Here is a 25,719-nt window from a genome sequence, read left to right as displayed (position 1 = left end):
AGAGTGTCAACAGCCCGTGACGGTCGAAGGTCTCGGCCGGTGCCCGAGGTGTCGTGCTGGGACGGTGCGGACCTCCCTAGGAGATACCCGAGGAGGCGCCCCGGTGTAAACGGCCTGTTACCTCTTCGTGGCTCATCGCGACGCGATCGTGAGGTCGACGACCGTCAGCTTGCCGTCGAGCTCGTAGGCGAACACACCCGGAGCGCGGCGGTCGAGCGTCGGGGAGGCCCATCCGCCCCTCTTCTCCGCCCTGATGCCCAGATCACCCGCCCTGCCGGTGGCCAGGTCGTACAGCTGCGTGTGCTGGAGCCGTAGGTCCTCGACCTTGGTGGCGAGCACGAACCGGTCCATCGCGGGCACGTCCCAGGCACGACCGCTCAGGAGGCGTTCGCGCGAGCCGTCGCGCGTCAGGGCCCGCTCGCCGGCGACGCACCAGGTGATCCCGCAGTTCACCGGCCGGTCCTGGCTGATCGCCGGAGCCGCGCGCCGCTCGCCGGTCAGCACGTTCACCAGCTCGCCGAAGGGCGGCTCCGGCTGCTTCTTCGTGCGCGGATACTGGAACGCCGCCGCCCACGGCCAGCCGAGCAGATGCAGCCCCTCGGTCCCGCCGATCCTCCTGGGAGCGCCGCCGCTCAGCGGCGCCTCGTACAGGCCGCCGTCCCCGCCCAGCGACCAGACCACCTTCCCTTCGGCGACGGCGAAGTGGCCGATCTCCCCTCGTCCCGGCGCGCTCTCGAAGGAGGTCACCCTGCGCTGCGCGCCGCCCTTCACCGGAGCCGCCCAGATGTCGGTCACCCGGCGGGCGCCGTCCTTGCGCAGCGTCCACCAGACCAGCCGGCCCTCCCCGGCGGCGGTGAACGCCCAGCTCACCACCGTGCCCTTCGGCGGCTGGACGGCGACCAGCCTGGTCAGCGCGCCGGACTTCACGTTGTAGGACCACAGCCCGTCGGGGCGGTCGGGGTTGCCGTCCTTCGTCGTGCGCACCAGCAGGGTGTCCCGGTCGAGGAACCTCTCCACCTGGTACGGCCTGCCGTCCGGCAGCGTGCGCGGAAGGGTGTGGACCGCTTGCGGCCACACCTTCCTCAGCGGTTGCGGGTCGCCGGAGGCCGTGGCCGGCGCGGCCGGTTCCGCCGGCCGCGCCGGCGTCAGCGAGGACGTCACGAGGAAGCCGGTCATCGTGACGGCGACCACGGCAGCCGCGGCGGCCGCGCCCGCCACCGCCGTGCCCCTGCGACGGCGGCGGCGGGCGGCGGCGTCCACCCGCTGGAGGAGGTCGTGGGGGGCGGCCGGCGCGCGGCCCGCCGAGCGGGACAGGGAGTCCTGCAGCAGGGTTTCCAGCTCGCTCATCGTGTCCTCTCCGTTTCTCGGGGGATGGGTCGCGCCGATCCGGGACGCTTGGCGCGGCGGCCGGGAGATCGGCGTGCGCCGGGGCGCAGGCCCGGCCCGCGGCTCGCGGGGGCAGGGCCGGTGACGGTCATGGGGGTAGGCATGGTGACGGTCATGGAGATGGCCATGGAGATGGTCATGGGGCGGCCGAGGGGGTGGTCAAGGGGAGCGCTCATGTGGTCGGCTCGGGCTCGGGGAGCAGGGTCAGGCTCGACCTCAGCTTGTCCAGCGCGCGGGAGGCCTGGCTGCGGACCGTGCCCTGGGAGACGCCCATGATCGCGGCGATCTCCTCGTCCGACCGGTCCTCGTAGTAGCGCAGCACGATCACCGTGCGCTGACGGCGGGGCAGCTTGGCCAGCTCCCGCCACAGATCGGAGTCGAAGTCGGCCCACGCCGACGGGACGTCGGCCGTCTCCCTCTCCGGCGGGTCCCACGCCAGATGCTCGCGCCGCCGCCGGCGCCAGACGTTGATGTGCAGCCGGGTCATCGACACCCGCACGTAACTCTCGGGGTCGTGCTTGCGGCGCACCCGCGACCAGGAGCCGCGCAGCCGCACCAGCGCCTCCTGCACCAGGTCCGCCGCGTCGTGCGGGTTGCCGGTCAGCGCGTACGCGTAACGGGTCAGCGCGTCGGCCCGGCCGGCGACGAACGATTCGAACAGCGCATCGTCGGTCATGTGGTCCCTTCCATCCCGGTATAGACGGGGAGGGAGGCGCTGATGTTGCACGGCGGGCGGGAGAAAATCAGCCCGATGCGACCGCGTGTACCAGGAGTCCCGCCGGAGTGGCCGGGCAGGCGTCAGCGGGCGGGCTTGCCGTGAGAAATGTCAGTCCCACCACCTACAGTGAATGACATGCGGCCGGTAACAGATTTGCAGCGCAAGGTGGCGCCCTTCGAGGTCGTCACCGAGATGACCCCCTCCGGCGACCAGCCGACGGCGATCGCCGAGCTGGAGCGCAGGGTGAAGGCGGGGGAGAAGGACAACGTGCTGCTCGGCGCCACTGGCACGGGCAAGACCGCCACGGTCGCCTGGCTGATCGAGCGCCTGCAGCGGCCCGCGCTCGTCATGCAGCCCAACAAGACACTGGCCGCGCAGTTCGCCAACGAGCTGCGTGAGATGCTGCCCAACAACGCGGTCGAGTACTTCGTCTCCTACTACGACTACTACCAGCCTGAGGCCTACGTGCCGCAGAGCGACACCTACATCGAGAAGGACTCCTCGATCAACGACGAGGTCGAGCGGCTGCGCCACTCGGCGACAAACTCGTTGCTCACCAGGCGCGATACCATCGTGGTCGCCTCGGTCTCGTGCATCTACGGCCTGGGCACGCCCCAGGAGTACGTCGACCGCATGACCAGGCTGCGCGTCGGCATGGAGGTCGACCGCGACCAGCTGCTGCGCCGCCTGGTCGACATGCAGTACACCCGCAACGACCTGGCCTTCACGCGCGGCACGTTCCGGGTGCGCGGCGACACGATCGAGATCATCCCGAAGTACGAAGAGCTGGCCGTGCGCATCGAGATGTTCGGCGACGAGATCGAGAAGCTCTCCACGATGCACCCGCTGACCGGCGACGTCATCACCGAGGACGAGGAGCTCTACATCTTCCCCGCCTCCCACTACGTCGCGGGCGAGGAGCGCATGGCCAGGGCCGTCGAGGGCATCGAGGCCGAGCTGACCGGGCGGCTGGCCGAGCTGGAGCGGCAGGGCAAGCTGCTGGAGGCCCAGCGGCTGCGCATGCGCACCACCTACGACATCGAGATGATGCGTCAGGTCGGCACCTGCGCCGGCATCGAGAACTACTCGCGCCACATGGACGGCCGCGAGGCGGGCAGCGCGCCCAACACGCTGCTCGACTACTTCCCCGAAGACTTCCTGCTGGTCCTCGACGAGTCCCACCAGACGGTGCCGCAGATCGGCGCCATGTACGAAGGCGACGCCTCCCGCAAGCGCACCCTCGTCGACCACGGCTTCCGCCTGCCGTCGGCGCTCGACAACCGGCCGCTGAAGTGGGAGGAGTTCCTGGAGCGGATCGGCCAGACCGTCTACCTGTCGGCCACGCCGGGCACCTACGAGCTCGGCAGGGTCAAGGGCGAGGTGGTCGAGCAGGTCATCCGCCCGACCGGCCTCGTCGACCCCGAGGTCGTCGTCAAGCCGACCAAGGGCCAGATCGACGACCTGGTCCACGAGATCCGCGAGCGGGCCGACAGGGACGAGCGGGTCCTGGTCACCACACTCACCAAGAAGATGGCCGAAGACCTGACCGACTACCTCCTCGAGCTCGGCATCCGGGTCCGCTACCTGCACAGCGAGGTCGACACGCTGCGCCGGATCGAGCTGCTGCGCGAGCTGCGCATGGGCGAGTTCGACGTGCTGGTCGGCATCAACCTGCTGCGGGAGGGCCTCGACCTGCCCGAGGTCTCGCTGGTGGCCATCCTCGACGCCGACAAGGAGGGCTTCCTGCGCTCGGAGACCTCCCTGATCCAGACGATCGGCCGCGCGGCCCGCAACGTGTCCGGCCAGGTCCACATGTACGCCGACAAGATCACCCCGTCGATGGAACGGGCGATCGAGGAGACCTCGCGGCGCCGCGCCAAGCAGATCGCCTACAACGAGGCCAACGGCATCGACCCGAAGCCGCTGCGCAAGAAGATCGCCGACATCCTCGACTCGCTGCAGCGCGAGGACGCCGACACCGAGCAGCTGATGGGCAGCGGCAGGCAGCAGTCGCGCGGCAAGGCGCCGGTGCCGGGCTTCGCCGCGCAGCGCGCACTGCGTGCCTCCGGCGCGACCCCGGCCGGCCAGCACGCCAAGGCGATCGCGGGCGAGATGCCGCGCGCCCAGATGGAGACGCTCATCGACTCGCTCACCGAGCAGATGCACCAGGCGGCGGCCGACCTGCAGTTCGAGGTGGCGGCCCGGCTGCGCGACGAGATCAAGGAGCTCAAGCGCGAACTCCGCGACATGCGCGAGGCCGGGGTGAAATAGCCCCGCCGGTATGTCCAGGGTCCCTCGCCGACCTGCGACGGGGCCCTTACCCCGGCGTCCGCGGGGTGTCGGTCGGCGTCCCCTGGGTGTCTGTAGCGGGGCGTTCCTGGGGTGTCGGCCGATATCCGTGGGGTGTGGTCGGGGCCGCTGGTGGGTGCCCGCCCGTACGGCAAGCGGGGTCACGGCCACCGTGGTCACCGGTGGCCGCCCGTCCATCACGCGTACTCCAGCGGGACTCCGGCTGATGTCCCCGACGCCGGCTCTGCGGGCTGATCGTCAGGGTGAGCGCCTGCCGGGTTGGTGACGGACTCAGGGTTGTGGGCGACCTGGCCAGACCGGACCGCCTGTCCGCGGTTCGACGCCGCCCAAGAGGAGCATCCGGCCGGCCCGAAGGGGCGCATCACGCACCCCGAAGGGCCGTATCACGCATCCACCCGGAAGCGCCGTATCACGCATCCGAAAGGGCCGCAGCACGTATCCACCCTGGAAGGGCCGCATCACGCTGCCACCTGGGAAGGGCCGTATCACGCATCCGAAAGGGCCGCAGCACGTATCCACCCTGGAAGGGCCGCATCACGCTGCCACCGGGAAGAGCTGCAGCACGCATCCAGAAGGGGCACGACACGCGTGTCCTGCGGTGGTGAAGGGGCGGGTGTGCCCGGTCAGGAGGCGGGGATGTGCGACATCATGCGTTCCATGCCGTTGATCCAGTTGTCGCGCAGCGCCTCGCCGGCCTGGGCGAGATCGCCGGTCATGAGGAGTTCGGCCACGCGGCAGTGTTCGGCCGCCTCGCGTTCGAGGGGCGTCTCGTCGCCGGCGAGCAGGTGGGCGTAGCGGCGCATCCCGGCCTTGACGCTGGTGATGAGGTCCAGCAGCCGCTCGTTGCGGCAGCCGCTCAGCAGCAGGTCGTGCCACTCGTCGTCGTGCCGCTCTATCTCCTGCTGCTCCGCGATCCGGTCGGGGAAGTCGCGGGCCAGCTCGAGCAGCTTGGGGCCGATCTCGCGCAGGTAGGCCGGGTCGGAGCAGTCGAGCGCGAGCGACTCCAGCGCGGCGACGATCTCGCAGAGCTCCCTGAACTCCTTCCTGCTCACCGGGGCGAACCGGAACCCGCGGCCCTGGTTGCTCTCCAGCACGCCTTCACCCGCCAGAGTGATCAGCGCCTCGCGCAGGGGGGTGCGGCTGACGCCCAGGTCGGCGGCCAGCGTGACCTCGTTGATGTCGGTCCCCGCGGCGAAGTCGCCTCGATCGAGCCTGCTCAGCAGCTCTTCCCTGATCTGCTCGCGTAGCGGTCGCCGGTCGATCGGCATATCACTCCTTCGGTTCGGCCCTGATCAGCTTAACCCTTGACGGCATGCAAAATACAGCACTATGAATTCTGTATACAGATTTCGGATGTCCGGAAGGAGCGATCAGTGCGCCTGACCCGAGTGCCGGGACTGCTGTTCGGCGGTGACTACAACCCCGAGCAGTGGCCGGAGGAGGTCTGGGCCGAGGACGTGCGGCTCATGTCCGAGGCCGGGGTCACGATGGCCACCGTCGCGGTTTTCTCCTGGTCAAGGCTGGAGCCCCAACCAGGCGTGTACGAGTTCGGCTGGCTGGACCGGGTCCTCGACCTGCTCCACGAGCACGGGGTGACCGCCGACCTGGCGACCGCCACCGCCACCCCGCCGCCTTGGCTGGTTCGGGAGCATCCGGAAATCATGCCGGTGGACGCCCAGGGGGTGCGGCTGGAGTTCGGGTCCCGGCAGGGGTACTGCCCGAGTTCGCCGATCTTCCGTGAGCACGCCGTGCGCCTCGCGACGGCGATGGCCACCCGGTACGCCGATCATCCGGCGCTGGCGATGTGGCACGTGGGCAACGAGTACGCCGACCACACGCTCGAATGCTTCTGCCCCGAGTCGGCCCGGCACTTCCGCGCCTGGCTCGAGGCCCGCTACGGCACGATCGGCGCGCTGAACGACGCCTGGGGCACCTCCTGCTGGGGCCAGCACTACACGGGTTTCGGGCAGATCGAGCCGCCCCGCAAGGCGCCCGGGCCGGTCAACCCCGCCCAGCTGCTCGACTGGCGCCGCTTCTGCAGCGCCGCCCTGCTGGAGCTGTTCACCGCCGAGCGGGACGCGCTGCGCGAGGTGACGCCCGCCGTACCCGTCACCACGAACTTCATGAGCATCCTGCACGGCCTCGACTACTGGGCGTGGGCCGCGGCCGAGGACCTGGTGAGCGACGACGCCTACCCCGACCCCGCCGACCCGCACTCGCACGTGGCGATCGCCCTCAGCTACGACCTCATGCGCTCGCTCAAGCAGCGCCCCTGGCTGCTGCTGGAGTCGGCGCCCTCGGCGGTGTCGTGGCGCGAGGTCAACGTGGCCAAGCCGCCCGGCATGATGCGCCTGCACAGCCTCCAGGCGGTGGCCCACGGCGCCGACGGGGTGATGTTCTTCCAGTGGCGCCAGGCCAAGTACGGCCCGGAGAAGTTCCACTCGGCCCTCCTCCCGCACGGCGGCACCCGGACGCGCGGCTGGCAGGACACGCTGCGGCTCGGCGCCGACCTGCGGCGACTGGCCCAGGTCGCGGGCACCGCCACGCGCGCCGAGGTGGCGCTGGTCATGGACTGGGACAGCTGGTGGGGCCTGGAGGCGCCGGAGTCGATGCCCTCCAACCGCCTCAAGCTCAAGGATCTGCTGCTGGCCTGGTACGCGCCGCTGCACGCCCGCGGGATCGCGGTCGACCTGGCGCCGCCGGACCGCGACCTGTCGGCCTACCGCGTCGTGATCGTCCCCAACCTGTACCTGTGCACGGCCGAGCAGGCCAAGGCCCTCGCGTCGGTCACCGGCGAGCTGGTCGTCGGCCCGTTCAGCGGCGTGGTCGACGCCTCCGACCAGGTCCACGACGGCGGCGCCCCCGGCCCGCTGCGCGACCTGCTGGGCGTCGCGATCGACGAGTTCTGGCCGCTGCCCGACGGGACCGCCCAGCCGGTACGGCACGCCGATGGCACCCCCGGCCTCGCCCGCACGTGGGCCGAATGGCCGCGCCTGGTCGGCGACGCCGTCGAGGTGCTGGCCCGCTACGAGGGCGGCGACCTGGACGGCCTGCCCGCCGTCACCCGCAACGGCACCGTCACCTACGTCAGCTGCCTGCTCGACGACGTCACGCCCGTCCTCGACCGGGTGCTTCACGGGGTGGAGGCGATCGACGTCCCCGCGGGCGTGGAGGCCACCCGGCGGGAGAACCACCTCTTCCTGCTCAACCACACCGCCACCCCGCAACAGGTCACCCTCCCGAGGCCGGGCAGGGACCTGCTCACCCAGACCGACCTGCGAGGCACCATCCAACTCGCCCCGCGCGACGCCGTCGTGCTGAGGATCGAAGGAGACACGTGACGCACCCCTACATCCCGAACGCCGAGCCCGGCGTGCGGGCGGAGATGCTCGCCGCCATCGGCGCGGCGAGCGTCGAGGAGTTCTACGCCGACATCCCGGCGGAGCTGCGGCTGGCCAGGCCGCTCGACCTCCCGGAGCCGTTCCCGGCCGAGCGCGACCTCGTGCGCCACATGAAGGGCCTGCTCGACCGCGTCACCGACACCGAGCAGGCGCTGAGCTTCCTCGGGCACGGCTGCTACCCCCACCACGTGCCGGCCGTCTGCGACGAGGTCAACTCCCGCAGCGAGTTCCTGACCGCCTACGCCGGCGAGCCGTACGAGGACCACGGGCGTTTCCAGGCCCTGTTCGAGTACGTCAGCATGATGGGCGAGCTGCTCGAGATGGACGTGGTCAACGTCCCGACCTACGACGGCTTCCAGGCGGCGGGCACGGCCCTGCGCATGGCCTGCCGTTACACCGGGCGCTCGAAGGTGCTCCTCAGCGCGGCCGTCAGCGCCGACAAGCTGAGCAAGCTGCGCGACTTCCTCAGCCCCGACATCGAGATCGTCCTGGCCCCGGTCGGGGACGGCGGCGAGATCTCCGTCTCGGCGTTCGACGACTCCTACGCGGCCGTCTACCTGGAGACGCCCAACGTCTACGGCGTCGTCGAGACCCGCGGACGGGAGCTGGCCGACCTCGCCCACGCCCACGGCGCGCTGCTCGTGGTCGGCGCCGACCCGATCTCGCTCGGGGTGCTGGCCCCGCCGGCCGCCTACGGCGCCGACATCGTCTGCGGCGACATCCAGTCGCTCGGCATGCACCAGAGCTACGGCGGCGGCCACGCCGGCTACATCGCCACCCAGGACCACGAGCCGCTGGTCGCCGAGTTCCCCTCCCGGCTGTTCGGCATCGCGCCCACCAAGGTCCCCGGCGAGTACGGCTTCGGCGACGTCTACTACGACCGCACCTCCTTCGCCCTGCGCGAGGAGGGCAAGGAGTGGGTCGGCACCGCGGCCGCCCTCTGGGGCATCACGGCGGGCGTCTACCTGGCGCTCATGGGGCCGGAGGGCATGCGCGAGCTGGGCGAGACCGTCCTGGCCCGCACCCGCTACGCCATGGACGCCCTCGCCGGATCCGTCACCGTGCTGCACAGGGACGCGATCCACTTCCGCGAGTTCGCCATCGAGGTGCCCTCCAGCCGGGCCCTGCTCGACGGGTTGCGCGCCCGCGGCATCTACGGCGGCGTCGCCCTCGACGACCGCACAGTGCTGGTCTGCGTGACCGAGCGCCACTCCATCGCCGACATCGACCGCCTCGCCGCAGCCGTCCAGGAGGTGCTGTGAACACCGGTGAGTCCTTCGCCGAACTCCCCGTCGCGCCGAAGCCGCCGCTGCGCCGCTTCCACCAGGCCCGCTGGGACGAGCCGATCATCTTCGAGCTGTCGGCCCCCGGCCGCCGCGGCCTGGCCGTGCCGGAGCCGGGCGCGCCGCGCGTGGAGCTGCCCGAGTCCGTACGGCGCGCCGAGCCCCCGAAGCTGCCCGAGATGGCGCAGCTGCACGTGCTGCGGCACTACCTGCGCCTGTCGCAGGAGAACCTCGGCGTCGACCTGAACATCGACGTCGGCCAGGGCACCTGCACGATGAAGTACAGCCCCAAGGTCAACGACAGGTTCGCCGCCGCGATCGCCGAGGTGCACCCGCTGCAGCACGAGGAGACCGTCCAGGGCGTCCTGGAGATCTACTGGCGGCTGGAGCGGATGCTGGCGGAGATCTCCGGCATGTCCAGGGTCTCCCTCCAGCCCGGATCGGGGTCGGCGGCCATCTACGCGAACATCGCCATGATCCGCGCCTACCACGCCGCCAACGGCGAGGGCCACCGCGACCAGGTCATCACCACGATGTTCTCCCACCCGTCGAACGCCGCCTGCGCCAAGACCGCCGGCTACGAAGTGATCACCCTGATGCCGGACGCCGACGGCTATCCCGACATCGAGGCGCTGCGCGCGGCCGTCGGCCCCCGCACCGCCGCCCTGATGATCACCAATCCGGAGGACACCGGCATCTTCAACCCCCGCATCAGGGAGTTCGTCGAGCTGGTGCACGGCGTGGGCGGCCTGGCCTGCTACGACCAGGCCAACGCCAACGGCATCCTCGGCATCACCAGGGCCAGGGACGCCGGATTCGACCTGTGCCACTTCAACCTGCACAAGACCTTCTCCACGCCGCACGCCTGCGGCGGCCCCGCGGCGGGCGCGTGCGGCGTCTCCGAGGCGCTGGAGCCGTTCCTGCCCGGCCCCGTCGTCAGCTTCGACGGCTCGGCCTACGGCCTGGAGACCCCGTCCCGCTCGATCGGCAAGGTGCGTCCCTTCCTCGGCGTGACCCCCAACATCGTCCGCGCCTACGCCTGGATCATGGCCCTCGGCGGCGAGGGTCTGCGGCAGGTGGCCGAGACGGCCGTGCTCAACAACAACTACCTGATGCACAAGATCCTGCAGATTCCCGGCGCGTCGGCGCCCTGGGACAAGCGGCGCGTCGAGCAGGTGCGCTACTCCTGGCAGGAGCTGTCGGAGGAGACCGGGGTCCACTCGGAGGAGATCGGCGTCAGGGCGGCCGACTTCGGCGTCCACTACTGGACCAGCCACCACCCCTACCTGGTGCCGGAGCCGTTCACGCTGGAGCCCACGGAGTCGTACTCGAAGGAGGACCTGGACGAGTACGCCGCCATCCTGGCCCACGTGGCCGACGAGGCGCGCCGCGACCCCGAGTTCGTCAAGGGCGCGCCGTACAACCAGAGCGTGCACAAGATCGACCCGACGCCGCTCGACGACCCCAAGGAGTGGGCGCCCACCTGGCGCGCCTACGTCCGCAAGCACCTGTCATGACCGCCGGCCTGCCCGCCCCGCGCCCGGCCCGCGCCGCGGTGGTCGGGCTGATCGTGAACCCGGTGGCCGGGCTGGGCGGGGCGGCGGGTCTGAAGGGCAGCGACGGCGCGCGGATCCAGCGTGAGGCCCTGGCCAGGGGCGCGACGCCCAGGGCGGGGGAGCGGGCGGCGCGCGCCGTCCGCGCCCTGCTGGCCCGCCGTCCCGGCACCCGCGTGGTCACGGTGCCGGGTCCGATGGGCGAGGACAGCGCCCGCGCCGCCGGAGCGTCCTTCACCCTGGTACGGCCGGCCCCGGCGGACGCCGGAACGCCGGAAACCGACCTCCCGGCGGGCATCGGAACGCCGGGAGCGGACCTCTCGGCGGGCGCCGGAACGCCGGAGACGGACCTCCCGGTGGGCGTGGCCACCACTGCACGTGACACGCGGCTGGCGGTCGGCGCGCTCGCCGACGTCGACCTGCTGCTGTTCGCCGGCGGCGACGGGACCGCGCGGGACGTGCTCGACGCGGTCGGCGGGCTCGGCGACCAGGCGCCCCCGGTGCTGGGGATCCCGGCGGGGGTGAAGGTCTACTCGGGCTGCTTCGCGGTCAGCCCGGCCGCGGCGGGACTGCTCGCCGCCGACCATCTCTCTGCCGCCGAGGCCGGCCTGCGGCGCGGCGCCGGGACGGCGGTCCCGGCGGACCCGGACCCGGCGGACCCGGACCCGGCGCAATCGGTCCCGGCGGCACCAGGCCCGGCGACACCAGGCCCGGCGACACCAGGCCCGGCGACACCAGGCCCGGCGACACCAGGCCCGGTGGTACCGGGCACGGCGGCGCCAGGCCCGGAGGTACCGGGCACGGTGGAGGCCGAGGTGGTGGATCTCGACGAGGAGCGCTACCGGCAGGGACAGGTGAGCCCGCGCCTCTACGGAATCCTGCGCGTCCCCGCCGCCAGGGCCGGCCTGTCGGGCCGGAAGGCCGGATCCAGCGGGATCGGCCCGGCCACCGTCGAGGGCATCGCGCGGGAGGTCGTGGCCCGCATGCGGCCCGGCGTCCGCTACGTCCTGGGCCCCGGCGCGACCACGCAGGCGGTCGGCCGCGCCCTCGGGCTGGCGACCACGCTGCTCGGGGTGGACGTGGTCGAGTCCGGTGAGACGGGCGTGCTGGTGGCGGGCGACGTCTCCGAGCCGGAACTGCTGGCTCTCGTCGCGGGCCGGGAGGCGGTCGTCGTGCTGTCGGTGATCGGCGGGCAGGGGTTCGTCCTCGGCCGCGGCAACCAGCAGATCTCGCCCCGGGTGCTCGACGCGGTCATCGGGTACGGCGACGCCGCCGCGCGGCGCCTGCTGGTGGTCTCCACCCCGCAGAAGCTGGCCGCGTTGCGGGGCCGGCCACTGCTGGCCGACAGCGGCGACGAGGACCTGGACCGCAAGCTCAGCGGCCACGTCCAGGTGATCACCGGATACCGCGAAAGCACGATTTACCAGATCTGTACAGCAAGTGAGGAGTTCCACGGATGAAGACGCTCGAGGGCAAGGTCGCGATCGTCACAGGCGGTGCCTCGGGCATCGGGCGGGCGACGGCGCTGCTGTTCGCCCGCGAGGGCGCCCAGGTGGTGGTCGCCGACCTCGACGGCCCCGGAGCCGAGGCGACGACCGAGCAGATCGCGGCCGAGGCGGGCGACAAGGCCGCCGTGGCGGTGCGGGCCGACGTGTCGGACCCCGACGACTGCGCACGGATCGTCCGCACCGCCGTCGACACCTTCGGCGGGCTGCACGTGCTGTTCAACAACGCCGGCATCATCCGCCGGACCACCGCCCTGGACCTCGACGTCGAGGAGTGGGACCGCGTCATGGCGGTCAACGTGCGGTCCGTCTTCCTCATGTGCAAGCACGCCATCCCGGCCATGACCGAGGGCGGCTCCGTCATCAACACCGGCTCCGGCTGGGGCCTCAAGGGCGGTGGCAACGCCATCTCCTACTGCGCCTCCAAGGCCGCCGTCGTCAACATGACCAGGGCCCTGGCCATCGACCACGCCAAGGCCGGCATCCGCGTCAACTCGGTGAACCCCGGCGACACCGACACGCCGATGCTGCGCGACGAGGCCCGCCAGCTCGGCGAGGACTGGTCGGCCTTCGAGGCCGACGCGGCCGACCGGCCGATGGGCAGGTCCGGCACCCCGGACGAGATCGCCCAGTCCGTGCTCTTCCTGGCCAGCGACGCCGCCAGCTACATCACAGGATCGGCCCTCGTCGTCGACGGCGGCGGCCTCGCCTGACCCCCCGGGCCCGTCCCCCGGGCCCCGAATCGCCTCACCACCCCCCGAAAAGCCTGAAGGAGCCACCATGAAGCGTGCGCTAGCCCTCCTGGGCGCACTCGCCCTCGCCACCACCGCGTGCAGCGGCAGCGGCGGCGGCAACGTTCCCGGCACGAGCGGCGGCCAGGTCACCGTCCGCTGGTCCACCTGGGGATCGGCCGAGGACGTGAAGCTGTACGAGAAGTTCACCGAGGACTTCCACAAGCGCCACCCCGGCATCCGGCTCAAGATGGAGTCGGTCGCCAAGTACGAGGAGTACCACCCCAAGCTGCTGGCCCAGCTCACCAGCAAGACGGCGCCCGACGTGTTCTTCGTGGGCGACGACAACATCGGCAAGTTCGTCTCCGCCGGCGTGCTCTCCCCGCTCAACGACCAGCTCGCCGGGGCTGACTCCAAGAGCAAGCCGGAGGACTTCTTCGAGGGCGTGTACGGCGGCGCCAAGCGCGACGGGAAGATCTACGGCGTCCCCAACGACACCAACCCCGAGGTCCTCTGGTTCGACAAGCAGGCCCTGAAGGACGCCGGGATCACCGAGGACCCCGCCGCCCTCCACGAGGCCAAGCAGTGGACCATGGCCAAGTACCTGGAGATGAACACCAAGCTCAAGGCGGCGGGCAAGGCCGGTTCGATCTTCTGGAACTGGTACGGCTCGACGTACTCGATGATCAACGGCTTCGGCGGCAAGGTGTGGGACGGCGGCAAGTTCGTGGCCACCACCGACGCCAAGTCCCGCGAGGCGTTGCAGACGCTGGCCAAGGGCTACCAGGACGAGACCTTCCTCAGCGCCGACACGCTGCCCGACAGCAACGGGCCCAGCACGCAGTTCCTCAAGCACAAGGCCGGCTTCTACGCCGGCGGCCGATGGATGATCGACTCGCTCAGGAAGGGCGGCGACCTCGGCAACTACGACGTCGTGCCGTTCCCCTCGCCGACCGGTGAGCCGATGCCCGGCGCGGTCGCCGCCTCCTACCTGGCGATCAACAAGGACACCAAGCTGCCGAAGGAGGCCTTCACCTTCTTCACCGAGTTCGTCGGCAAGGACGGACAGCTGCTGCGGCTCAAGGACGGCGGCGCCGTGCCGTCCATCAAGGGCGCCGAGCAGGTCGTCCTGGGCGACAACTACCCCGCCCACGCCCAGACCTTCCTCGACGTGCGCGACACCGGCTTCGCGAACTATTCCGAGGAGGTGTCCGTGCCCGGCCTCACCGCCGACATCAACGAGCACCTGATGAAGGTGTGGACCGGTAAGGTCGGCTTCGACCAGGGCATGGACGAACTGCAGAAGCTCGTCGAGAGCAAGCTGGGCTAGCCGTGGCCATCGTCACCGAGGCGCGCCCCCGGGCGGCCGCCCGGGGGAAGCAGACCATCAGGAACAGGGACGGCTGGTGGGCCGCGTTCTTCCTCGGGCCGCAGCTCGTCGCGCTGGCCCTGTTCCTGGTCTTCCCGCTCGGCTTCGCCGTCGTGCTGGCCTTCATGCGATGGGACGGGCTCGGCGAGAAGGACTGGGTGGGCCTGGACAACTTCGCCGCCCAGCTGTCCGACCCCGAGTTCGGGCTGGCCGTGTGGAACACGATCAAGCTCGCGCTGCTGACCGTCCCGTTCGGGCTCGCCCTGGCGCTGCTCATCGCGATCGCGCTGAACAGCGTCAAGGGCAGCGGCTTCTACCGCGTGCTGTACTTCATGCCGGTGGTCACCAGCTCGGTGGCCGTCGCGCTGATGTGGCAGATCATCCTGGCCGGCGACGAGTACGGCGTGCTGAACACCTCGCTGCAGCGCTGGTTCGGCATCACCGCGCCCGACTGGCTGCGCGACCCCGGCTGGGTGATCGTGGCCATCGCCGTCGTGACGATCTGGTCGACCCTCGGCCTCAACGTGGTGATCTTCCTGGCCGGGCTGCAGACCATCCCGCCGCAGATCGTCGAGGCCGCCAGGATGGACGGCGCGGGCAGCCTGCGCATCTTCCGTTCGGTCACCCTGCCCCTGCTCTCGCCCACCATCTTCTTCTCGACGGTGGTCGCGGTGATCAGCTCGTTCCAGGCCTTCGACCAGATCTACGTGCTGGTCAACCCGAAGTACAACGAGGGCGCCCGCACCATCGTCTACCAGGTCTACGAGCTCGGCTTCCAGGACTTCGAGTTCGGCATGAGCAGCGCCGCCTCGCTGATCCTGCTGGTCCTGACGCTGCTGGTGACCCTTGTCCAGTTCGCCGCGCAGAAGCGCCTCGTCCACTACGACACGTGAGGGAGCCCGGATGCGACACCGGCAGGTAGCCCTGCACGCCGCGCTCACCATCGGCGGGCTGGCGATGCTCTTCCCGTTCGTATGGATGCTGCTGACGTCCTTCAAGGGCGTGCGGCAGATGCTCAACAACCCGCTCGACTGGCTGCCCGCCCCGTGGCGGTGGGAGAACTATCCCGACGCGCTGGCGGCGATGCCGTTCGGCACCGCGTACTGGAACAGCTTCTACATCGCCGTGCTCAACGTCGCGCTCACGCTGCTGACGTCGGCCATGGCCGCCTACGCCTTCGCCCGGATCAGGTTCAAGGGTTCAGGCGTGCTGTTCGTGGTGTTCCTGGCCACCCAGATGGTGCCGGTGCAGGTCACGATCGTCCCGCTCTACCTCATGCTGGCGGAGTTCGGGTGGATCGACTCGCACCTGGCGCTGATCGTGCCGACGATCGCGAACCCGTTCGCGGTGTTCCTGCTGCGCCAGTTCATCAGGGCGGTGCCGGTGGAGCTGGAGGAGGCCGCCAGGATCGACGGCGCGGGCCGCTGGCGGTGCTTCTGGAACGTCGTGCTGCCGAACATCCGCCCCGGCCTGGGCGCGCTCGGCATCATCGCCTTCCTCGCCTCGTGGAACTCCTTCTTCTTCCCCCTGATCTTCCTGAACTCGCCGGAGCTGTTCACGGTGCCGCTGCTGCTCAGCCAGTTCTCCGGGGAGCGCACGGCGGTCGACTACGGGCTCATCCTGGCGGGGTCGGCGATCGCGGTCGTGCCGACGCTGATCGCCTTCCTGATCGGCCAGCGGAAGATCATCAATTCGATGGCGGCTTCCGGACTGGGTGGACGCTGATGCTGGATCTGAGAGAACGGCCGTTCACCGACCGGGGCTCCCGGCTGCTGGTGATGGCGGCCGACGACGGCTCCCTGTGGATCGCCAGAGCCCTGTACGAGACCCGGCTGAGCGACACGACCGTCCTCACGGGCCTGCGGGTCCTCGCCGGCGACAGGCAGCTGCCGGTACGGCAGGCGCTGCCGGACCGGATCGACTTCGCCGGCGGCGTGGCGATGGCCTTCGCCGGGCCCGACACCATCGTGCTGACCGGCAGGGACGCGCGGGCGGTGTGGGACGGCGGCGAGGCGGACATCGACGGCTGCCTCACACTGGTCGGCTCCCCGACCGGCGACGGTCCCGGCGTGCTGGTGGCCGCCGCCGCGCGCTGGCGTGACTGGTTCGCCGCCATGCCGTCCGTGCCGCAGGCGTTGCGCGAACGCGCCGAACAGGCGTGGTGGACGCTCGGGGTGAACCTGGTACCGATCAGGGGCAGGCAGTCGCTGATCCCCTCCAAGTACGGCTACGTCGGCCTGTGGAACTGGGACTCCTACTTCCACGCCATCGCGCTCAGGCACGCCGACCCCGCGCTGGCCAGGGAGCAGATCCGCATCCTGCTCGACAACCAGCGCCCGGACGGCCTCATCCCCGACGTGGTCCACGACCACGGGGTGCTCAGCGAGACCACCGACCTGCCCCGCTCGGACCTGGCCCGCCTGGCCCAGCACGTGGGCGGCGAGCCGGTCCGCGAGGTCGTGCCCGTCACCAAGCCGCCGCTCACCGCCTGGGCGGTGTGGAAGATCCACGAGGTGGACCCGGACCCCGACTTCCTGGCCGAGGTCTTCGAGCCGCTGGTCCGCTCGCAGGAGTGGTGGTTCACCCACTCCGACCCCGACGGCGACGGCTTGGCCGAGTACCTCCACCCGTACTCCTCGGGCCTGGACGACAGCCCCGTCTGGGATCACGGGCCGCGCGCCGAGCCCCCCGATCTCAACTCCTACCTGGCCCTGCAGTACGACCGGCTGGGCGACATCGCCGGCGCGCTCGGCCGCGACCCGTCGCCGTGGCGGGCCAGGGCGCAGGAACTGGTCGACCGCATGGTGGCGCGCCGCTGGACCGGCACGCGGTTCGCCACCAGGGTCGGCGGGCAGGAGGTGGCCGTGCGCACCCCGCTGGAGCTCATGCCGCTGCTGACCGGCAGGCTCCCCTCGGACATCGCCGCCCGGCTCGTGGCGGACCTGCGCTCGCCGAGCTTCTGGGGCGAACGTCCCGTGCCCACCGTCGCCTTCGACGACCCGAGGTTCGACCCCGACGCCATGTGGCGCGGGCCGGTCTGGCTGAACATCAACTACCTGCTGATCGAAGGGCTGCGCCGGTCCGGCCACCCCGGGACGGCCCGCGAGCTGCGGCGGCGCACGCTGGCGATGGTCCGCGACGGCGGCGGCCTCTACGAGTACTGGAACCCGCTGACGGGCCGCAGGGCCGGCCGGGCGACCAGCGGGTTCGGCTGGTCGGCCGCGCTCTTCCTCGACCTGGCCCACGAGGACCTCCTCGATCCGGCCCGCGAGGAGACGGCCGGCGCGGCGCAGTGACCGCACCGGGGGCGCCGTCCCGAGCGGGAGGCGCCCCGTAAGGTCACGCCAGGCCGGCCTCGCTGCGCAGCAGCGCCGCAAGGGCCTCCCCCGAGACGGGCAGGCCCTTGTGCGCGAACCAGGTGGCCACGTTGCGCGCGTCCCGGTCCAGGAAGTCGGGCCCCGTCGGGTGCGCGATCACGTCGACGATCTGCGGCAGGTCGATGATCACCAGCCGGCCCTCGTGCACCAGCAGGTTGTACGGCGAAAGGTCGCCGTGCGCCAGCCCCTCCCCGGCGAGCGTCACCATGGCCGCCACCAGCTGCTCCCACAGATCGTCGAGCCCCTCGTCGACGGTCGCCAGCCGGGGCGCGGCATAGCCGTCGGCGGTGCCGACGAACTCCTCCAGGATCTCGGTGCCGAGGATCTGCACCGGATACGGCACCGGCAACCCCAGCTTCCACAGCCGCACCAGCGCCGCGAACTCCGCCTGCGCCCACTGCCCGGCGATCACCTGCTTGCCGAACGCGGTCCGCGAGGCCATGGCCCTGCTCGCCCGCGAGTCGCGCATCCGGCGCCCCTCCAGATATCCGGCGTCGCGGTGGAAGAGCCGGTGATCGTTGGACCGGTAGCGCTTGGCGGCCAGCAGGCACACCCGGTCGGTGTCGGGAACGCCGCGCGAGATGAGATGGACGTCGGCTTCCTTGCCGGTCTTGAGGATGCCGAGCTCGGTGTCGACGGCGGCCAGCTCGGTCACCAGCCAGTCGGGATGCGGCCGGGGGCCGCGCTCGGTCGGGGTGCTGAGATCCCAGGTGGACCAGCGGTCACCGGCGGGCGGCCCGTCGAGGTCCACGGGGTTGTTCTCGAGCCACTCGAGGTCGTCGGCGTCGAGACGGTTCTTCTTCGGCACGGTGGTGTTCTCCTGATGAGAATGCCCACCGGCGCGCGATCAGGTCGGAAGCTGACCGGTGGGGAGGAAACAGGACGCGAAAAACGGCATGCGAACAGTCGTCGTCACGGTTGACCCTCCTTCCGGTCGAAGCTCCGACGAGTGTGCCGGAGCGAAAACCGGCGGCGCAACGTATTTTCGGCCGCCTACCATCGCGGCATGGAAAGGTGCGCGGAGTGCGGCCGGCTGCCGTACGGCGGAGCGCCGGGCTGCGGTCGCTGCCTGGCGCTGGTCGACCGCATCGTCGAGGACGGCTACCAGGCGTTTCTGGCCGAGCAGGGGTTCGAGGACGACCCGGCTCTGGCCGAGATGATCGTCGATGAGATCAAGGGCTACGACTGGCGGGTGGTCGACGGCGCCTTCGAGCGTCTGACCTGCGCGCAGTGCGGCAACCGGCGGGGCAGGGGGCCGACCGGCTGCCCGCCGTGCGACCTGGACGAGGGGTTCCGCTACGCCGCCCGCGAGGTGGACCGGCCCGGTGTGGCGCCGCGCAACGAGCACGCCGTGCGGGTGGGCGCCGCCGTGCTGCGCAACGGCCACCGGCACTCGCCGCGGGCCCTGCTCAGCTGGCAGATCAGCTTCCCGCTGGTGATGGGCGGCGCGATGCTCACCACGCCGCAGGCCCAGGCCCTGCGCGCCCGCATCAACAAGGGCGCCGCCTACGAGGAGCTCGCCACCGAACTCGTCATATGACCTGGTCGAGATCGAGGTCGATGTCCACGTCGAACCCGACATAGGTGTGGAGCTTCTCGCGGTGGATGCCGGTGGGGACGTAGGCCTTGACCGCCGGTTCGAGCTCGAAGGTGTAGACGACGGGCCGGTCGTCTTCGAGTTCGATCCGCCAGAAGTACTTGATGCCCGCGTCGGAGTACTTGATGGGCTTGGTCTGCCGGTCGCGATCTCGGGATTCGTCCGAAACCACCTCGACGACCAAGTGGACGTCTTCCCGCTTGAACGATGTGACGTTGCCGACGATCGCCGATCTGTTGACGACGAGGACGTCCGGCTCGGGGCGCTGGCGCAGGCCAAGAGTGACGCTCATCTCTCGGGCGACCGCAAGATGAGCGGGCGGCCTGATACCCAGCTGCCGGTCTCTGAGCAGGTCGATCACGAGCATATGGCGGTAGGTCTGCGGCGACATCATGACGAGGGACCCATCGATCAGCTCGACGTGCTTGGGCGCGTCGGGGGGGAGACGATCGAGCATGTCAGCGGTCCACCCGCCTGGAGGACCCGGCCAGAACCACTCGGGAAGTGCGGTGGTCATCGGGTACCTCCTCCGGGGGGATCACGCGACGGATCCATGATGACACAGTCGGTGACCGTCAGGTCTGGTCTCGGCGCTCCTGCAGGGTCTTGCGGTAGAGCTCGTCGATCTCGTCCAGCGGGTCGACCGTGCGGCGGCGCGACTCGATCTCCAGCTCGGTGCGGGCGTGCAGCTCGTCGATGCCGGTGCCGGCGTGGTGGACCTGGCTGTCGAGCAGATCGGCCCTGATCCTGGCGCACATGGCGGTCAGCTTGGCCTGGTGCTCGCGCAGCCGGTCGAGCGTGACGTGGTCGATGTACGGCGACACGCGGCGCTGCTGGGCGTAGATCCCGAGCTGGGTGTCGTGCACGTCGGCCTGGCGCGACAGCTCGCCCATCAGGTGCGGCAGGTCGCCGAGGCTCCAGCCCTGCTGCGTCGCCGCGTCGATCGCCTGGCGGGTCATGGAGACCTCCCGGCGCAGGTCGAGGCGGAGCCGCTCGACCTCGGCCGCGTCGCCCACACCCATGGCGTTGACGTGGGTGGCCAGGCGGGCGGTGACCTGCCGGGCCGACCGGCTGGCCCGCTTGCCGACCTTGACCAGGGCGTAGACGGCCACACCCGCGAGCGCCAGGAAGATCAGGACGATCGCGAGCAGGATCAGAAGGAATGTGCTGATTGGAGGGACCTCCCGTCCGGCCTTTACCTGAGAGGATAAGCGATCCTTGGCGGCCGGGCGCGGCTCGTTCGGAGGCGGCGACGGACGTGCGGGCGCCAGGGCGGGGGCACGTCGCCCGCACGTCGTCCCGTCGAAGGCTAGGGGCCGGGCCGGGTCTTGGGATCAGCCTGCCGGGTGAGATCGTCTCACCTCCTCGACGGACTGCGCACCTTCCTGAACAGCCGCCACGCGAGCACCGCCATCCCGATCATCAGGAACAGCACCAGAACCGGCAGGAAGATGGCGACCAGGCTCACGCCCAGCGAACCGGCGTCCTCCACCGTGCTGGCCACGGGGCCGCCCAGCCCTCCGGTGGTGGCGTTGACGACCGGCCTGGCCGTGGACTTCAGCACGTGCACGGCCAGCGCGGTCACGATGCCGATCAGCCACCCGGCCCACGGGTGCTCCGCCATCCAGGTGGAGTTGTCGAACTCGGCGGCGGCCGCCGTGGCGCTGAAGACCACGCCGCCGGACGCGGGCCGTATCGCGGTCTGGATGGCGTCGTTGACGCTGTCGACGACCGGCACCTTGTCCAGCACGAACTCGGCGAGCAGCAGCACCGCGATGATCGCCAGCACCCACCAGTCGGTCAGCCACGCGTAGCCGTCGGGCAGCTTGACCGCGTCCGTGATGTTGGCCAGCACCCCGACGACCAGCAGCGGGATGTAGGCGTTGAGCCCGGCCGCGGTGCTCAGGCCCAGACCGGTCAGTGCTGCGAGCATGGTGTTCCCCGTCCTGTACGGCCGGCACCCCACAGCCCGCCGCGGTCATTGCGTGACCCTCCGTCCTTCACGCTAACGCCGGCCGAACCGCGGTGCTCGCCATGGCGTCGCACCCGACGCCGGATCTTCCCCGTACTGTGACCCGTGACCCGTGACCCGCGGGCCTGTGGCGCCTGCGGCCCGTGACCCGCGGTCTGCGGCCGTGGTTTGCGGCCCGTGGTCTGCGGCCCGTGACACCTGACCCGTGGCGCGTGGCCTGCGGTCTGTCTGCGGGCCGTGGTCCGGTCAGCCGGTGATGGCCGACAGCCGTTCGACGGCCGCGGCGAACTCCTCCATCATCTCGTGCACCACCCTGCGGGCCGGCTTCACCTGGTCCAGCTGCCCCACCACCTGGCCGACGAAGTAGTTCGCCAGCTCCACCGCCCCCGGCTCGCCCCGTTCCGCGGCCCGTACCACGTGCGCCATCGCCGACTCGGCCAGCAGCATCTGCGAGGGCATCCCCAGCGGTCCCGGGCTGTCCTCGCCGCCGTCCCAGGCGGCCGTCCACGCCGAGGCCAGCTGACGGGCCGGCTTGCCCGTGCGCGAACGGGACCTGACGGTGTCGAGCGACGAGGCCGCCAGCATCTTGCGCTTCACCGACGGCGGCGTCTCGGCCTCCTCCGTGGTCAGCCATACCGACCCGCACCACACGCCCTGCGCGCCCAGCGCCATCGCCGCCGCCATCTGCCGTCCCGACGCGATGCCGCCCGCCGCCAGCACGGGCACCGGGTCCACGGCGTCCACGACCTGCGGCACCAGCACCATCGTGGCGATCTCACCGGTGTGGCCGCCGGCCTCGGTGCCCTGCGCGACGATGAGGTCGGCGCCCGCCGCCACCTGCCTGCGCGCGTGCTCGACGGTGCCCACCAGCGCGGCGACGGGCACGCCTGCGTCCCTGGCCATGGACACCATCGGCGGCGGAGGCGGCCCGAGCGCGCTGGCGATCAGGCCGATCCTGTGCTTGAGCGCCACCTCGACCAGTTCGGTGGCACCCCTCGCGGTGACGCGCTCGCCGAGCCCGCCCACCGGGCCCGCGTACGGCACGCCGTACCGCTGGAGCAGTCCGGCGGTGAAGGCGAGGTGAGCCGGAGGGATGGCCGGGCGCGGACCCTCGGTCCTGCCGGGAACGAGCACGTCGACCCCGTAGGGGCGGCCGCGGACCTGGGCGTCGAGCCGGCTCAGCTCGGTCTCGAGCTGCTCGGCGGTGTAGGCGACGGCGCCCAGGACGCCGAAACCGCCTGCGTTGGTGACCGCGGCGACCACGTCGCGGCAGTGGCTGAAGGCGAACAGGGGGAACTCGACGCCGAGGCGTTCACAGATCGCGGTCCGCATGACGTGACGCTAACCCCGGGGCCGGGCGGCTGCCAGAACCCCGGGGCCGGGCCGCCGGCAGAACCTCCGAGCACGGGCAGCCGGCAGAACCCCGGCCCCGGCTCCCGGCGGGTGGTGCGGCGGGCGGGGTCAGGCGGTGGCCTGGCGGTCGAGCGGGGTGACGCCGGGCGGGTGCCAGCCGAGCTCGGGCGTGTAGCTCCTGACCACCTTGGCCGGAACCCCCGCGATCACGCTGTGGTCGGGGAACTGCCCCCGCACCACCGCGCCGCCCGCCACCACGCACTGCCGTCCGATCCTGGTGCCCGGCAGGATGATGGCGCCGGTGCCCAGCCACGACCCGGCGCCGATCGAGACCGGATTGTTGCGCGGCCACTGCCGGCCGATCGGCGTCTCCGGGTCGTCGTAGACGTGATTCTGGTCGGTGATGTAGACGTAGGGGCCGGTGAAGACGTGCTCGCCGATGTCGATCGACTGGTGGGCGACGATGTGGCTGCCCCTGCCGATCGAGCAGCTCCCGCCGATCCGCAGGATGGAGGCGGGGCCGAGGTCCACGCCGGGGCCCATGCCGCACGACAGCGAGACCCGCTCCCCGATGAGTGTGTGGTCACCGATCTCGATCCACCGCTCGCCGAAGATGGCGCCCACCGGGAAGGCGATGCTGACGCCCTCGCCGAGCCTGCCGAAACGGTATCCGGCGGGGGTGGCGGGCGTGATCGCTCCCGCGGCGCGGATGGCGGCGTAGGCGCGGTGAACGAGGGAGCCGACCGCCCGCCGTACAAGTGACATAGGGCCCAAAGTTACTCTCTGGTACGCCGTTAGGGCATGTCGGGGCGCCGTTTGATATCCTGAGAGCCCGTGGACGTCAACGCCACACCTCGAGCCACGGGAGACTTCTTGCGCAGCGCATCGCAAACCAAGCATCTGTTCGTCACCGGCGGTGTCGCCTCCAGTCTCGGCAAGGGACTCACGGCCTCCAGCCTGGGCCGCCTGCTGAAGGCCCGTGGGCTGCGGGTCACCATGCAGAAGCTCGACCCCTACCTCAATGTCGACCCCGGCACGATGAACCCCTTCCAGCACGGAGAGGTCTTCGTCACCGACGACGGCTCGGAGACCGACCTCGACGTCGGCCACTACGAGCGCTTCCTCGACACCGACCTGCACGGCTCGGCCAACGTCACGACCGGTCAGGTCTACTCCAACGTCATCGCCAAGGAGCGGCGCGGCGAGTACCTCGGCGACACCGTCCAGGTCATCCCGCACATCACCAACGAGATCAAGGACCGCATCCGCGGCATGGCCGGTCCCGACGTGGACGTGGTCATCACCGAGGTCGGCGGCACCGTCGGCGACATCGAGTCGCTGCCCTTCCTGGAGTCGGTGCGCCAGATCAGGCACGAGGTCGGCCGCGACAACGTCTTCTTCCTGCACGTCTCGCTGCTGCCGTACATCGGGCCGAGCGGCGAGCTGAAGACCAAGCCGACCCAGCACAGCGTGGCCGCGCTGCGCAGCATCGGTATCCAGCCCGACGCGATCGTGCTGCGCTCCGACCGCCCCGTCCACACCTCCATCAAGCGCAAGATCAGCCTGATGTGCGACGTCGACGAGGACGCCGTGGTCAGCGCCGTCGACGCCGCCTCCATCTACGACATCCCCAAGGTGCTCCACTCCGAGGGCCTCGACGCCTACGTCGTGCGCCGCCTCGGCCTGCCGTTCCGTGACGTCGACTGGAAGGAGTGGGAGCAGCTGCTGCGCCGCGTCCACCGTCCGGCCAAGGAGGTCACGGTCGCGCTCGTCGGCAAGTACATCGACCTGCCCGACGCCTACCTGAGCGTCACCGAGGCGCTGCGCGCCGGTGGTTTCGCCAACGACAGCCGCGTCAACATCCGCTGGGTCAAGTCCGACGACTGCGAGAGCGAGGAGGGCGCGGCCCGCGAGCTCGACGGCGTCGACGGCGTGCTCATCCCCGGCGGGTTCGGCGTGCGCGGCATCGAGGGCAAGATCGGCGCCATCCGCCACGCCCGCGAGAAGAAGATCCCGCTGCTCGGCATCTGCCTCGGCATGCAGGGCATGGTCATCGAGGCCGCCCGCAACCTGGCCGGCGTCGACGACGCCAACTCCGCCGAGTTCGATCCCGACACCAAGCACCCGGTCATCTCCACCATGGCCGACCAGGAGGACGTCGTCGCCGGCGAGCGCGACATGGGCGGCACCATGCGCCTGGGCCTCTACACCGCCAAGCTCGGCGAGGGCACGCTGGCCCGCCAGCTCTACGGCGGCAAGGCCAAGGCCGACGAGCGCCACCGCCACCGCTACGAGGTCAACAACGCCTACCGCGAGCAGCTGGAGAAGGTCGGCCTGGTCTTCTCCGGGCTGTCGCCCGACGGCCGCCTGGTGGAGTACACCGAGCTGCCCGTCGAGCAGCACCCCTTCTTCATCGGCACGCAGGCCCACCCCGAGTTCCGCTCGCGGCCGACCCGCGCCCACCCGCTGTTCAAGGGCCTCATCTCGGCCTCGCTCGCCTACGCGGCGGGCCGCTCGCCCAAGGCGGCAGGCAAGTGAGCTCCGACGCCGGCCTGCCCGTGGCCGACTCTCCCGAGGAGTGGCCGGTCGTCGACTCGCGGGAGCACTTCAGGGGATACGTGATCGGCGTGCGCACCGACACCGTGCGCATGCCGCGCGACGAGGTCGCCCAGCGTGACTACGTCGTCCACCCCGGCTCGGTGGCGGTCCTCGCGCTCGACGCCGACGAGCGCGTCCTGCTGATCAGGCAGTACCGGCACCCGACGCGCCGCCTGCTGTGGGAGCTGCCCGCGGGCCTGCGCGACGTCGAGGGCGAGCCGCTGGTCGCCACCGCCGCGCGCGAGCTGGCCGAGGAGGCGGGCTACAAGGCCGACACCTGGCACACGCTCGTCGACCTCTACACCTCGCCCGGCATGTCCGACGAGCGCATCCGCGTCTTCCTTGCCAGGGACCTGTCCGAGACGGAGATCGACTTCGAACGCCGCCACGAGGAGTTCGACATGCCGGTCCAGTGGGTCCCGCTCGCCGAAGCGGTCGAGAAGACGCTCGAGGGAATGATCCACAATTCCCCGGCCGTGGCCGGTATCCTCGCCGCATATGCGGCGTCGGCCGACGGATTCGCCCACTTGCGGCCCGCCGACGCACCGGAGGCGTGACGGGAGGAT

The 25,719-nt window shown here is 71.0% G+C and carries 22 protein-coding genes; 13 read left to right on the top strand and 9 right to left on the bottom strand.

Translation table 11 applies throughout. The annotated features are described in order from the left end of the window. Positions 1-132: 132 nt before the first annotated feature. Both ACWENQ_RS20400 and ACWENQ_RS20395 read right to left on the bottom strand, forming a co-directional pair. Positions 133-1,347 (bottom strand): hypothetical protein, encoded by a 1,215-nt coding sequence (locus ACWENQ_RS20400; RefSeq protein WP_452415634.1) that lies wholly within the window; start codon positions 1,345-1,347, stop codon positions 133-135. 211 nt (positions 1,348-1,558) lie between these two features. Beyond that, a complete protein-coding gene (locus ACWENQ_RS20395; protein WP_449920827.1) occupies positions 1,559-2,062 on the bottom strand; it encodes a SigE family RNA polymerase sigma factor in 504 nt (167 codons plus the stop codon). A 177-nt stretch (positions 2,063-2,239) separates the two neighbouring features. Here ACWENQ_RS20395 and uvrB point away from each other — a divergent pair, with 177 nt between their 5' ends. Continuing rightward, positions 2,240-4,375: an excinuclease ABC subunit UvrB gene (uvrB, locus tag ACWENQ_RS20390; RefSeq protein WP_354910583.1), complete on the top strand. Its 2,136-nt coding sequence runs from the start codon at positions 2,240-2,242 to the stop codon at positions 4,373-4,375. Between the two features lie 662 nt (positions 4,376-5,037). Here uvrB and ACWENQ_RS20385 read toward each other — a convergent pair. Further along, positions 5,038-5,682, bottom strand: coding sequence for a GntR family transcriptional regulator (locus ACWENQ_RS20385; protein ID WP_452415633.1), 645 nt, complete (start codon positions 5,680-5,682; stop codon positions 5,038-5,040). Positions 5,683-5,787: 105 nt separating this feature from the next. Between ACWENQ_RS20385 and ACWENQ_RS20380 the strand changes: the two genes are divergently transcribed. From ACWENQ_RS20380 to ACWENQ_RS20340, 9 genes are all read left to right on the top strand, one after another. Then, positions 5,788-7,755 carry a beta-galactosidase gene (locus ACWENQ_RS20380; RefSeq protein WP_452415632.1) on the top strand — a complete coding sequence of 656 codons (1,968 nt, stop codon included), beginning with the start codon at positions 5,788-5,790 and terminating at the stop codon, positions 7,753-7,755. Further along, a complete protein-coding gene (gcvPA, locus tag ACWENQ_RS20375; RefSeq protein WP_449920819.1) occupies positions 7,752-9,077 on the top strand; it encodes an aminomethyl-transferring glycine dehydrogenase subunit GcvPA in 1,326 nt (441 codons plus the stop codon). The genes ACWENQ_RS20380 and gcvPA overlap by 4 nt, the downstream gene beginning before the upstream one ends. Further along, positions 9,074-10,615 carry an aminomethyl-transferring glycine dehydrogenase subunit GcvPB gene (gene gcvPB, locus ACWENQ_RS20370; protein WP_449920817.1) on the top strand — a complete coding sequence of 514 codons (1,542 nt, stop codon included), beginning with the start codon at positions 9,074-9,076 and terminating at the stop codon, positions 10,613-10,615. Before gcvPA ends, gcvPB begins: the two co-directional genes overlap by 4 nt. Then, positions 10,612-12,111 (top strand): NAD(+)/NADH kinase, encoded by a 1,500-nt coding sequence (locus ACWENQ_RS20365; protein WP_452415631.1) that lies wholly within the window; start codon positions 10,612-10,614, stop codon positions 12,109-12,111. The genes gcvPB and ACWENQ_RS20365 overlap by 4 nt, the downstream gene beginning before the upstream one ends. Then, complete coding sequence (locus ACWENQ_RS20360) at positions 12,108-12,869, top strand: SDR family NAD(P)-dependent oxidoreductase (RefSeq protein ID WP_452415630.1); 762 nt, start codon at positions 12,108-12,110, stop codon at positions 12,867-12,869. The genes ACWENQ_RS20365 and ACWENQ_RS20360 overlap by 4 nt, the downstream gene beginning before the upstream one ends. Before the next feature lie 67 nt (positions 12,870-12,936). Next, on the top strand, positions 12,937-14,217 hold the full coding sequence (locus tag ACWENQ_RS20355) for an ABC transporter substrate-binding protein (protein ID WP_452415628.1): 1,281 nt from the start codon (positions 12,937-12,939) through the stop codon (positions 14,215-14,217). A 2-nt stretch (positions 14,218-14,219) separates the two neighbouring features. Continuing rightward, the gene (locus ACWENQ_RS20350; RefSeq protein ID WP_452415627.1) at positions 14,220-15,149 is read left to right on the top strand and encodes a carbohydrate ABC transporter permease; all 930 of its coding nucleotides are present in this window, start codon (positions 14,220-14,222) and stop codon (positions 15,147-15,149) included. Between the two features lie 10 nt (positions 15,150-15,159). Next, a complete protein-coding gene (locus tag ACWENQ_RS20345) occupies positions 15,160-15,981 on the top strand; it encodes a carbohydrate ABC transporter permease (RefSeq protein WP_449920809.1) in 822 nt (273 codons plus the stop codon). Beyond that, the gene (locus ACWENQ_RS20340) at positions 15,981-17,552 is read left to right on the top strand and encodes an amylo-alpha-1,6-glucosidase (RefSeq protein ID WP_452415625.1); all 1,572 of its coding nucleotides are present in this window, start codon (positions 15,981-15,983) and stop codon (positions 17,550-17,552) included. Before ACWENQ_RS20345 ends, ACWENQ_RS20340 begins: the two co-directional genes overlap by 1 nt. Positions 17,553-17,595: 43 nt before the next feature. Here ACWENQ_RS20340 and ACWENQ_RS20335 read toward each other — a convergent pair whose 3' ends face one another. Continuing rightward, positions 17,596-18,441 carry a serine protein kinase RIO gene (locus ACWENQ_RS20335; protein WP_449920805.1) on the bottom strand — a complete coding sequence of 282 codons (846 nt, stop codon included), beginning with the start codon at positions 18,439-18,441 and terminating at the stop codon, positions 17,596-17,598. A 198-nt stretch (positions 18,442-18,639) separates the two neighbouring features. Here ACWENQ_RS20335 and ACWENQ_RS20330 point away from each other — a divergent pair, with 198 nt between their 5' ends. Further along, entirely contained in the window at positions 18,640-19,173 is a 534-nt protein-coding gene (locus ACWENQ_RS20330) for a hypothetical protein (RefSeq protein WP_452415624.1), read from the top strand. On the opposite strand, the gene ACWENQ_RS20325 is transcribed toward ACWENQ_RS20330, so the two are convergent. The 5 genes from ACWENQ_RS20325 to ACWENQ_RS20305 all read right to left on the bottom strand — a co-directional run bounded on the left by ACWENQ_RS20325 (position 19,166) and on the right by ACWENQ_RS20305 (position 23,320). Further along, the gene (locus tag ACWENQ_RS20325) at positions 19,166-19,687 is read right to left on the bottom strand and encodes a Uma2 family endonuclease (protein WP_452415623.1); all 522 of its coding nucleotides are present in this window, start codon (positions 19,685-19,687) and stop codon (positions 19,166-19,168) included. The two genes, ACWENQ_RS20330 and ACWENQ_RS20325, sit on opposite strands and share 8 nt — an antisense overlap. Positions 19,688-19,805: 118 nt before the next feature. Further along, positions 19,806-20,342 carry a hypothetical protein gene (locus ACWENQ_RS20320; RefSeq protein ID WP_449920797.1) on the bottom strand — a complete coding sequence of 179 codons (537 nt, stop codon included), beginning with the start codon at positions 20,340-20,342 and terminating at the stop codon, positions 19,806-19,808. A 245-nt stretch (positions 20,343-20,587) separates the two neighbouring features. Beyond that, on the bottom strand, positions 20,588-21,163 hold the full coding sequence (locus ACWENQ_RS20315) for a DUF4126 domain-containing protein (RefSeq protein ID WP_354910617.1): 576 nt from the start codon (positions 21,161-21,163) through the stop codon (positions 20,588-20,590). Between the two features lie 285 nt (positions 21,164-21,448). Further along, entirely contained in the window at positions 21,449-22,534 is a 1,086-nt protein-coding gene (locus tag ACWENQ_RS20310) for an NAD(P)H-dependent flavin oxidoreductase (RefSeq protein WP_452415621.1), read from the bottom strand. 129 nt (positions 22,535-22,663) lie between these two features. Next, positions 22,664-23,320, bottom strand: a complete 657-nt coding sequence (locus ACWENQ_RS20305) for an acyltransferase (RefSeq protein ID WP_452415620.1) — start codon at positions 23,318-23,320, stop codon at positions 22,664-22,666. Between the two features lie 108 nt (positions 23,321-23,428). Between ACWENQ_RS20305 and ACWENQ_RS20300 the strand changes: the two genes are divergently transcribed. Both ACWENQ_RS20300 and ACWENQ_RS20295 read left to right on the top strand, forming a co-directional pair. Next, positions 23,429-25,093: a CTP synthase gene (locus ACWENQ_RS20300; RefSeq protein ID WP_354910623.1), complete on the top strand. Its 1,665-nt coding sequence runs from the start codon at positions 23,429-23,431 to the stop codon at positions 25,091-25,093. After that, positions 25,090-25,710 (top strand): NUDIX hydrolase, encoded by a 621-nt coding sequence (locus ACWENQ_RS20295; RefSeq protein WP_354910625.1) that lies wholly within the window; start codon positions 25,090-25,092, stop codon positions 25,708-25,710. The genes ACWENQ_RS20300 and ACWENQ_RS20295 overlap by 4 nt, the downstream gene beginning before the upstream one ends. Positions 25,711-25,719 lie beyond the last annotated feature (9 nt).

The organism is Nonomuraea sp. NPDC004354 (genome assembly GCF_053602555.1).
This window is presented reverse-complemented; position numbering and strand designations above follow the sequence as displayed.

Coding starts and splice junctions, on each gene's coding strand:
- ACWENQ_RS20400 (WP_452415634.1), bottom strand. CDS start 1,347: ATGAGCGAGCTGGAAACCCTGCTGCAGGACTCCCTGTCCCGCTCGGCG.
- ACWENQ_RS20395 (WP_449920827.1), bottom strand. CDS start 2,062: ATGACCGACGATGCGCTGTTCGAATCGTTCGTCGCCGGCCGGGCCGAC.
- uvrB (WP_354910583.1), top strand. CDS start 2,240: ATGCGGCCGGTAACAGATTTGCAGCGCAAGGTGGCGCCCTTCGAGGTC.
- ACWENQ_RS20385 (WP_452415633.1), bottom strand. CDS start 5,682: ATGCCGATCGACCGGCGACCGCTACGCGAGCAGATCAGGGAAGAGCTG.
- ACWENQ_RS20365 (WP_452415631.1), top strand. CDS start 10,612: ATGACCGCCGGCCTGCCCGCCCCGCGCCCGGCCCGCGCCGCGGTGGTC.
- ACWENQ_RS20360 (WP_452415630.1), top strand. CDS start 12,108: ATGAAGACGCTCGAGGGCAAGGTCGCGATCGTCACAGGCGGTGCCTCG.
- ACWENQ_RS20355 (WP_452415628.1), top strand. CDS start 12,937: ATGAAGCGTGCGCTAGCCCTCCTGGGCGCACTCGCCCTCGCCACCACC.
- ACWENQ_RS20345 (WP_449920809.1), top strand. CDS start 15,160: ATGCGACACCGGCAGGTAGCCCTGCACGCCGCGCTCACCATCGGCGGG.
- ACWENQ_RS20340 (WP_452415625.1), top strand. CDS start 15,981: ATGCTGGATCTGAGAGAACGGCCGTTCACCGACCGGGGCTCCCGGCTG.
- ACWENQ_RS20330 (WP_452415624.1), top strand. CDS start 18,640: ATGGAAAGGTGCGCGGAGTGCGGCCGGCTGCCGTACGGCGGAGCGCCG.
- ACWENQ_RS20325 (WP_452415623.1), bottom strand. CDS start 19,687: ATGCTCGATCGTCTCCCCCCCGACGCGCCCAAGCACGTCGAGCTGATC.
- ACWENQ_RS20315 (WP_354910617.1), bottom strand. CDS start 21,163: ATGCTCGCAGCACTGACCGGTCTGGGCCTGAGCACCGCGGCCGGGCTC.
- ACWENQ_RS20310 (WP_452415621.1), bottom strand. CDS start 22,534: ATGCGGACCGCGATCTGTGAACGCCTCGGCGTCGAGTTCCCCCTGTTC.
- ACWENQ_RS20305 (WP_452415620.1), bottom strand. CDS start 23,320: ATGTCACTTGTACGGCGGGCGGTCGGCTCCCTCGTTCACCGCGCCTAC.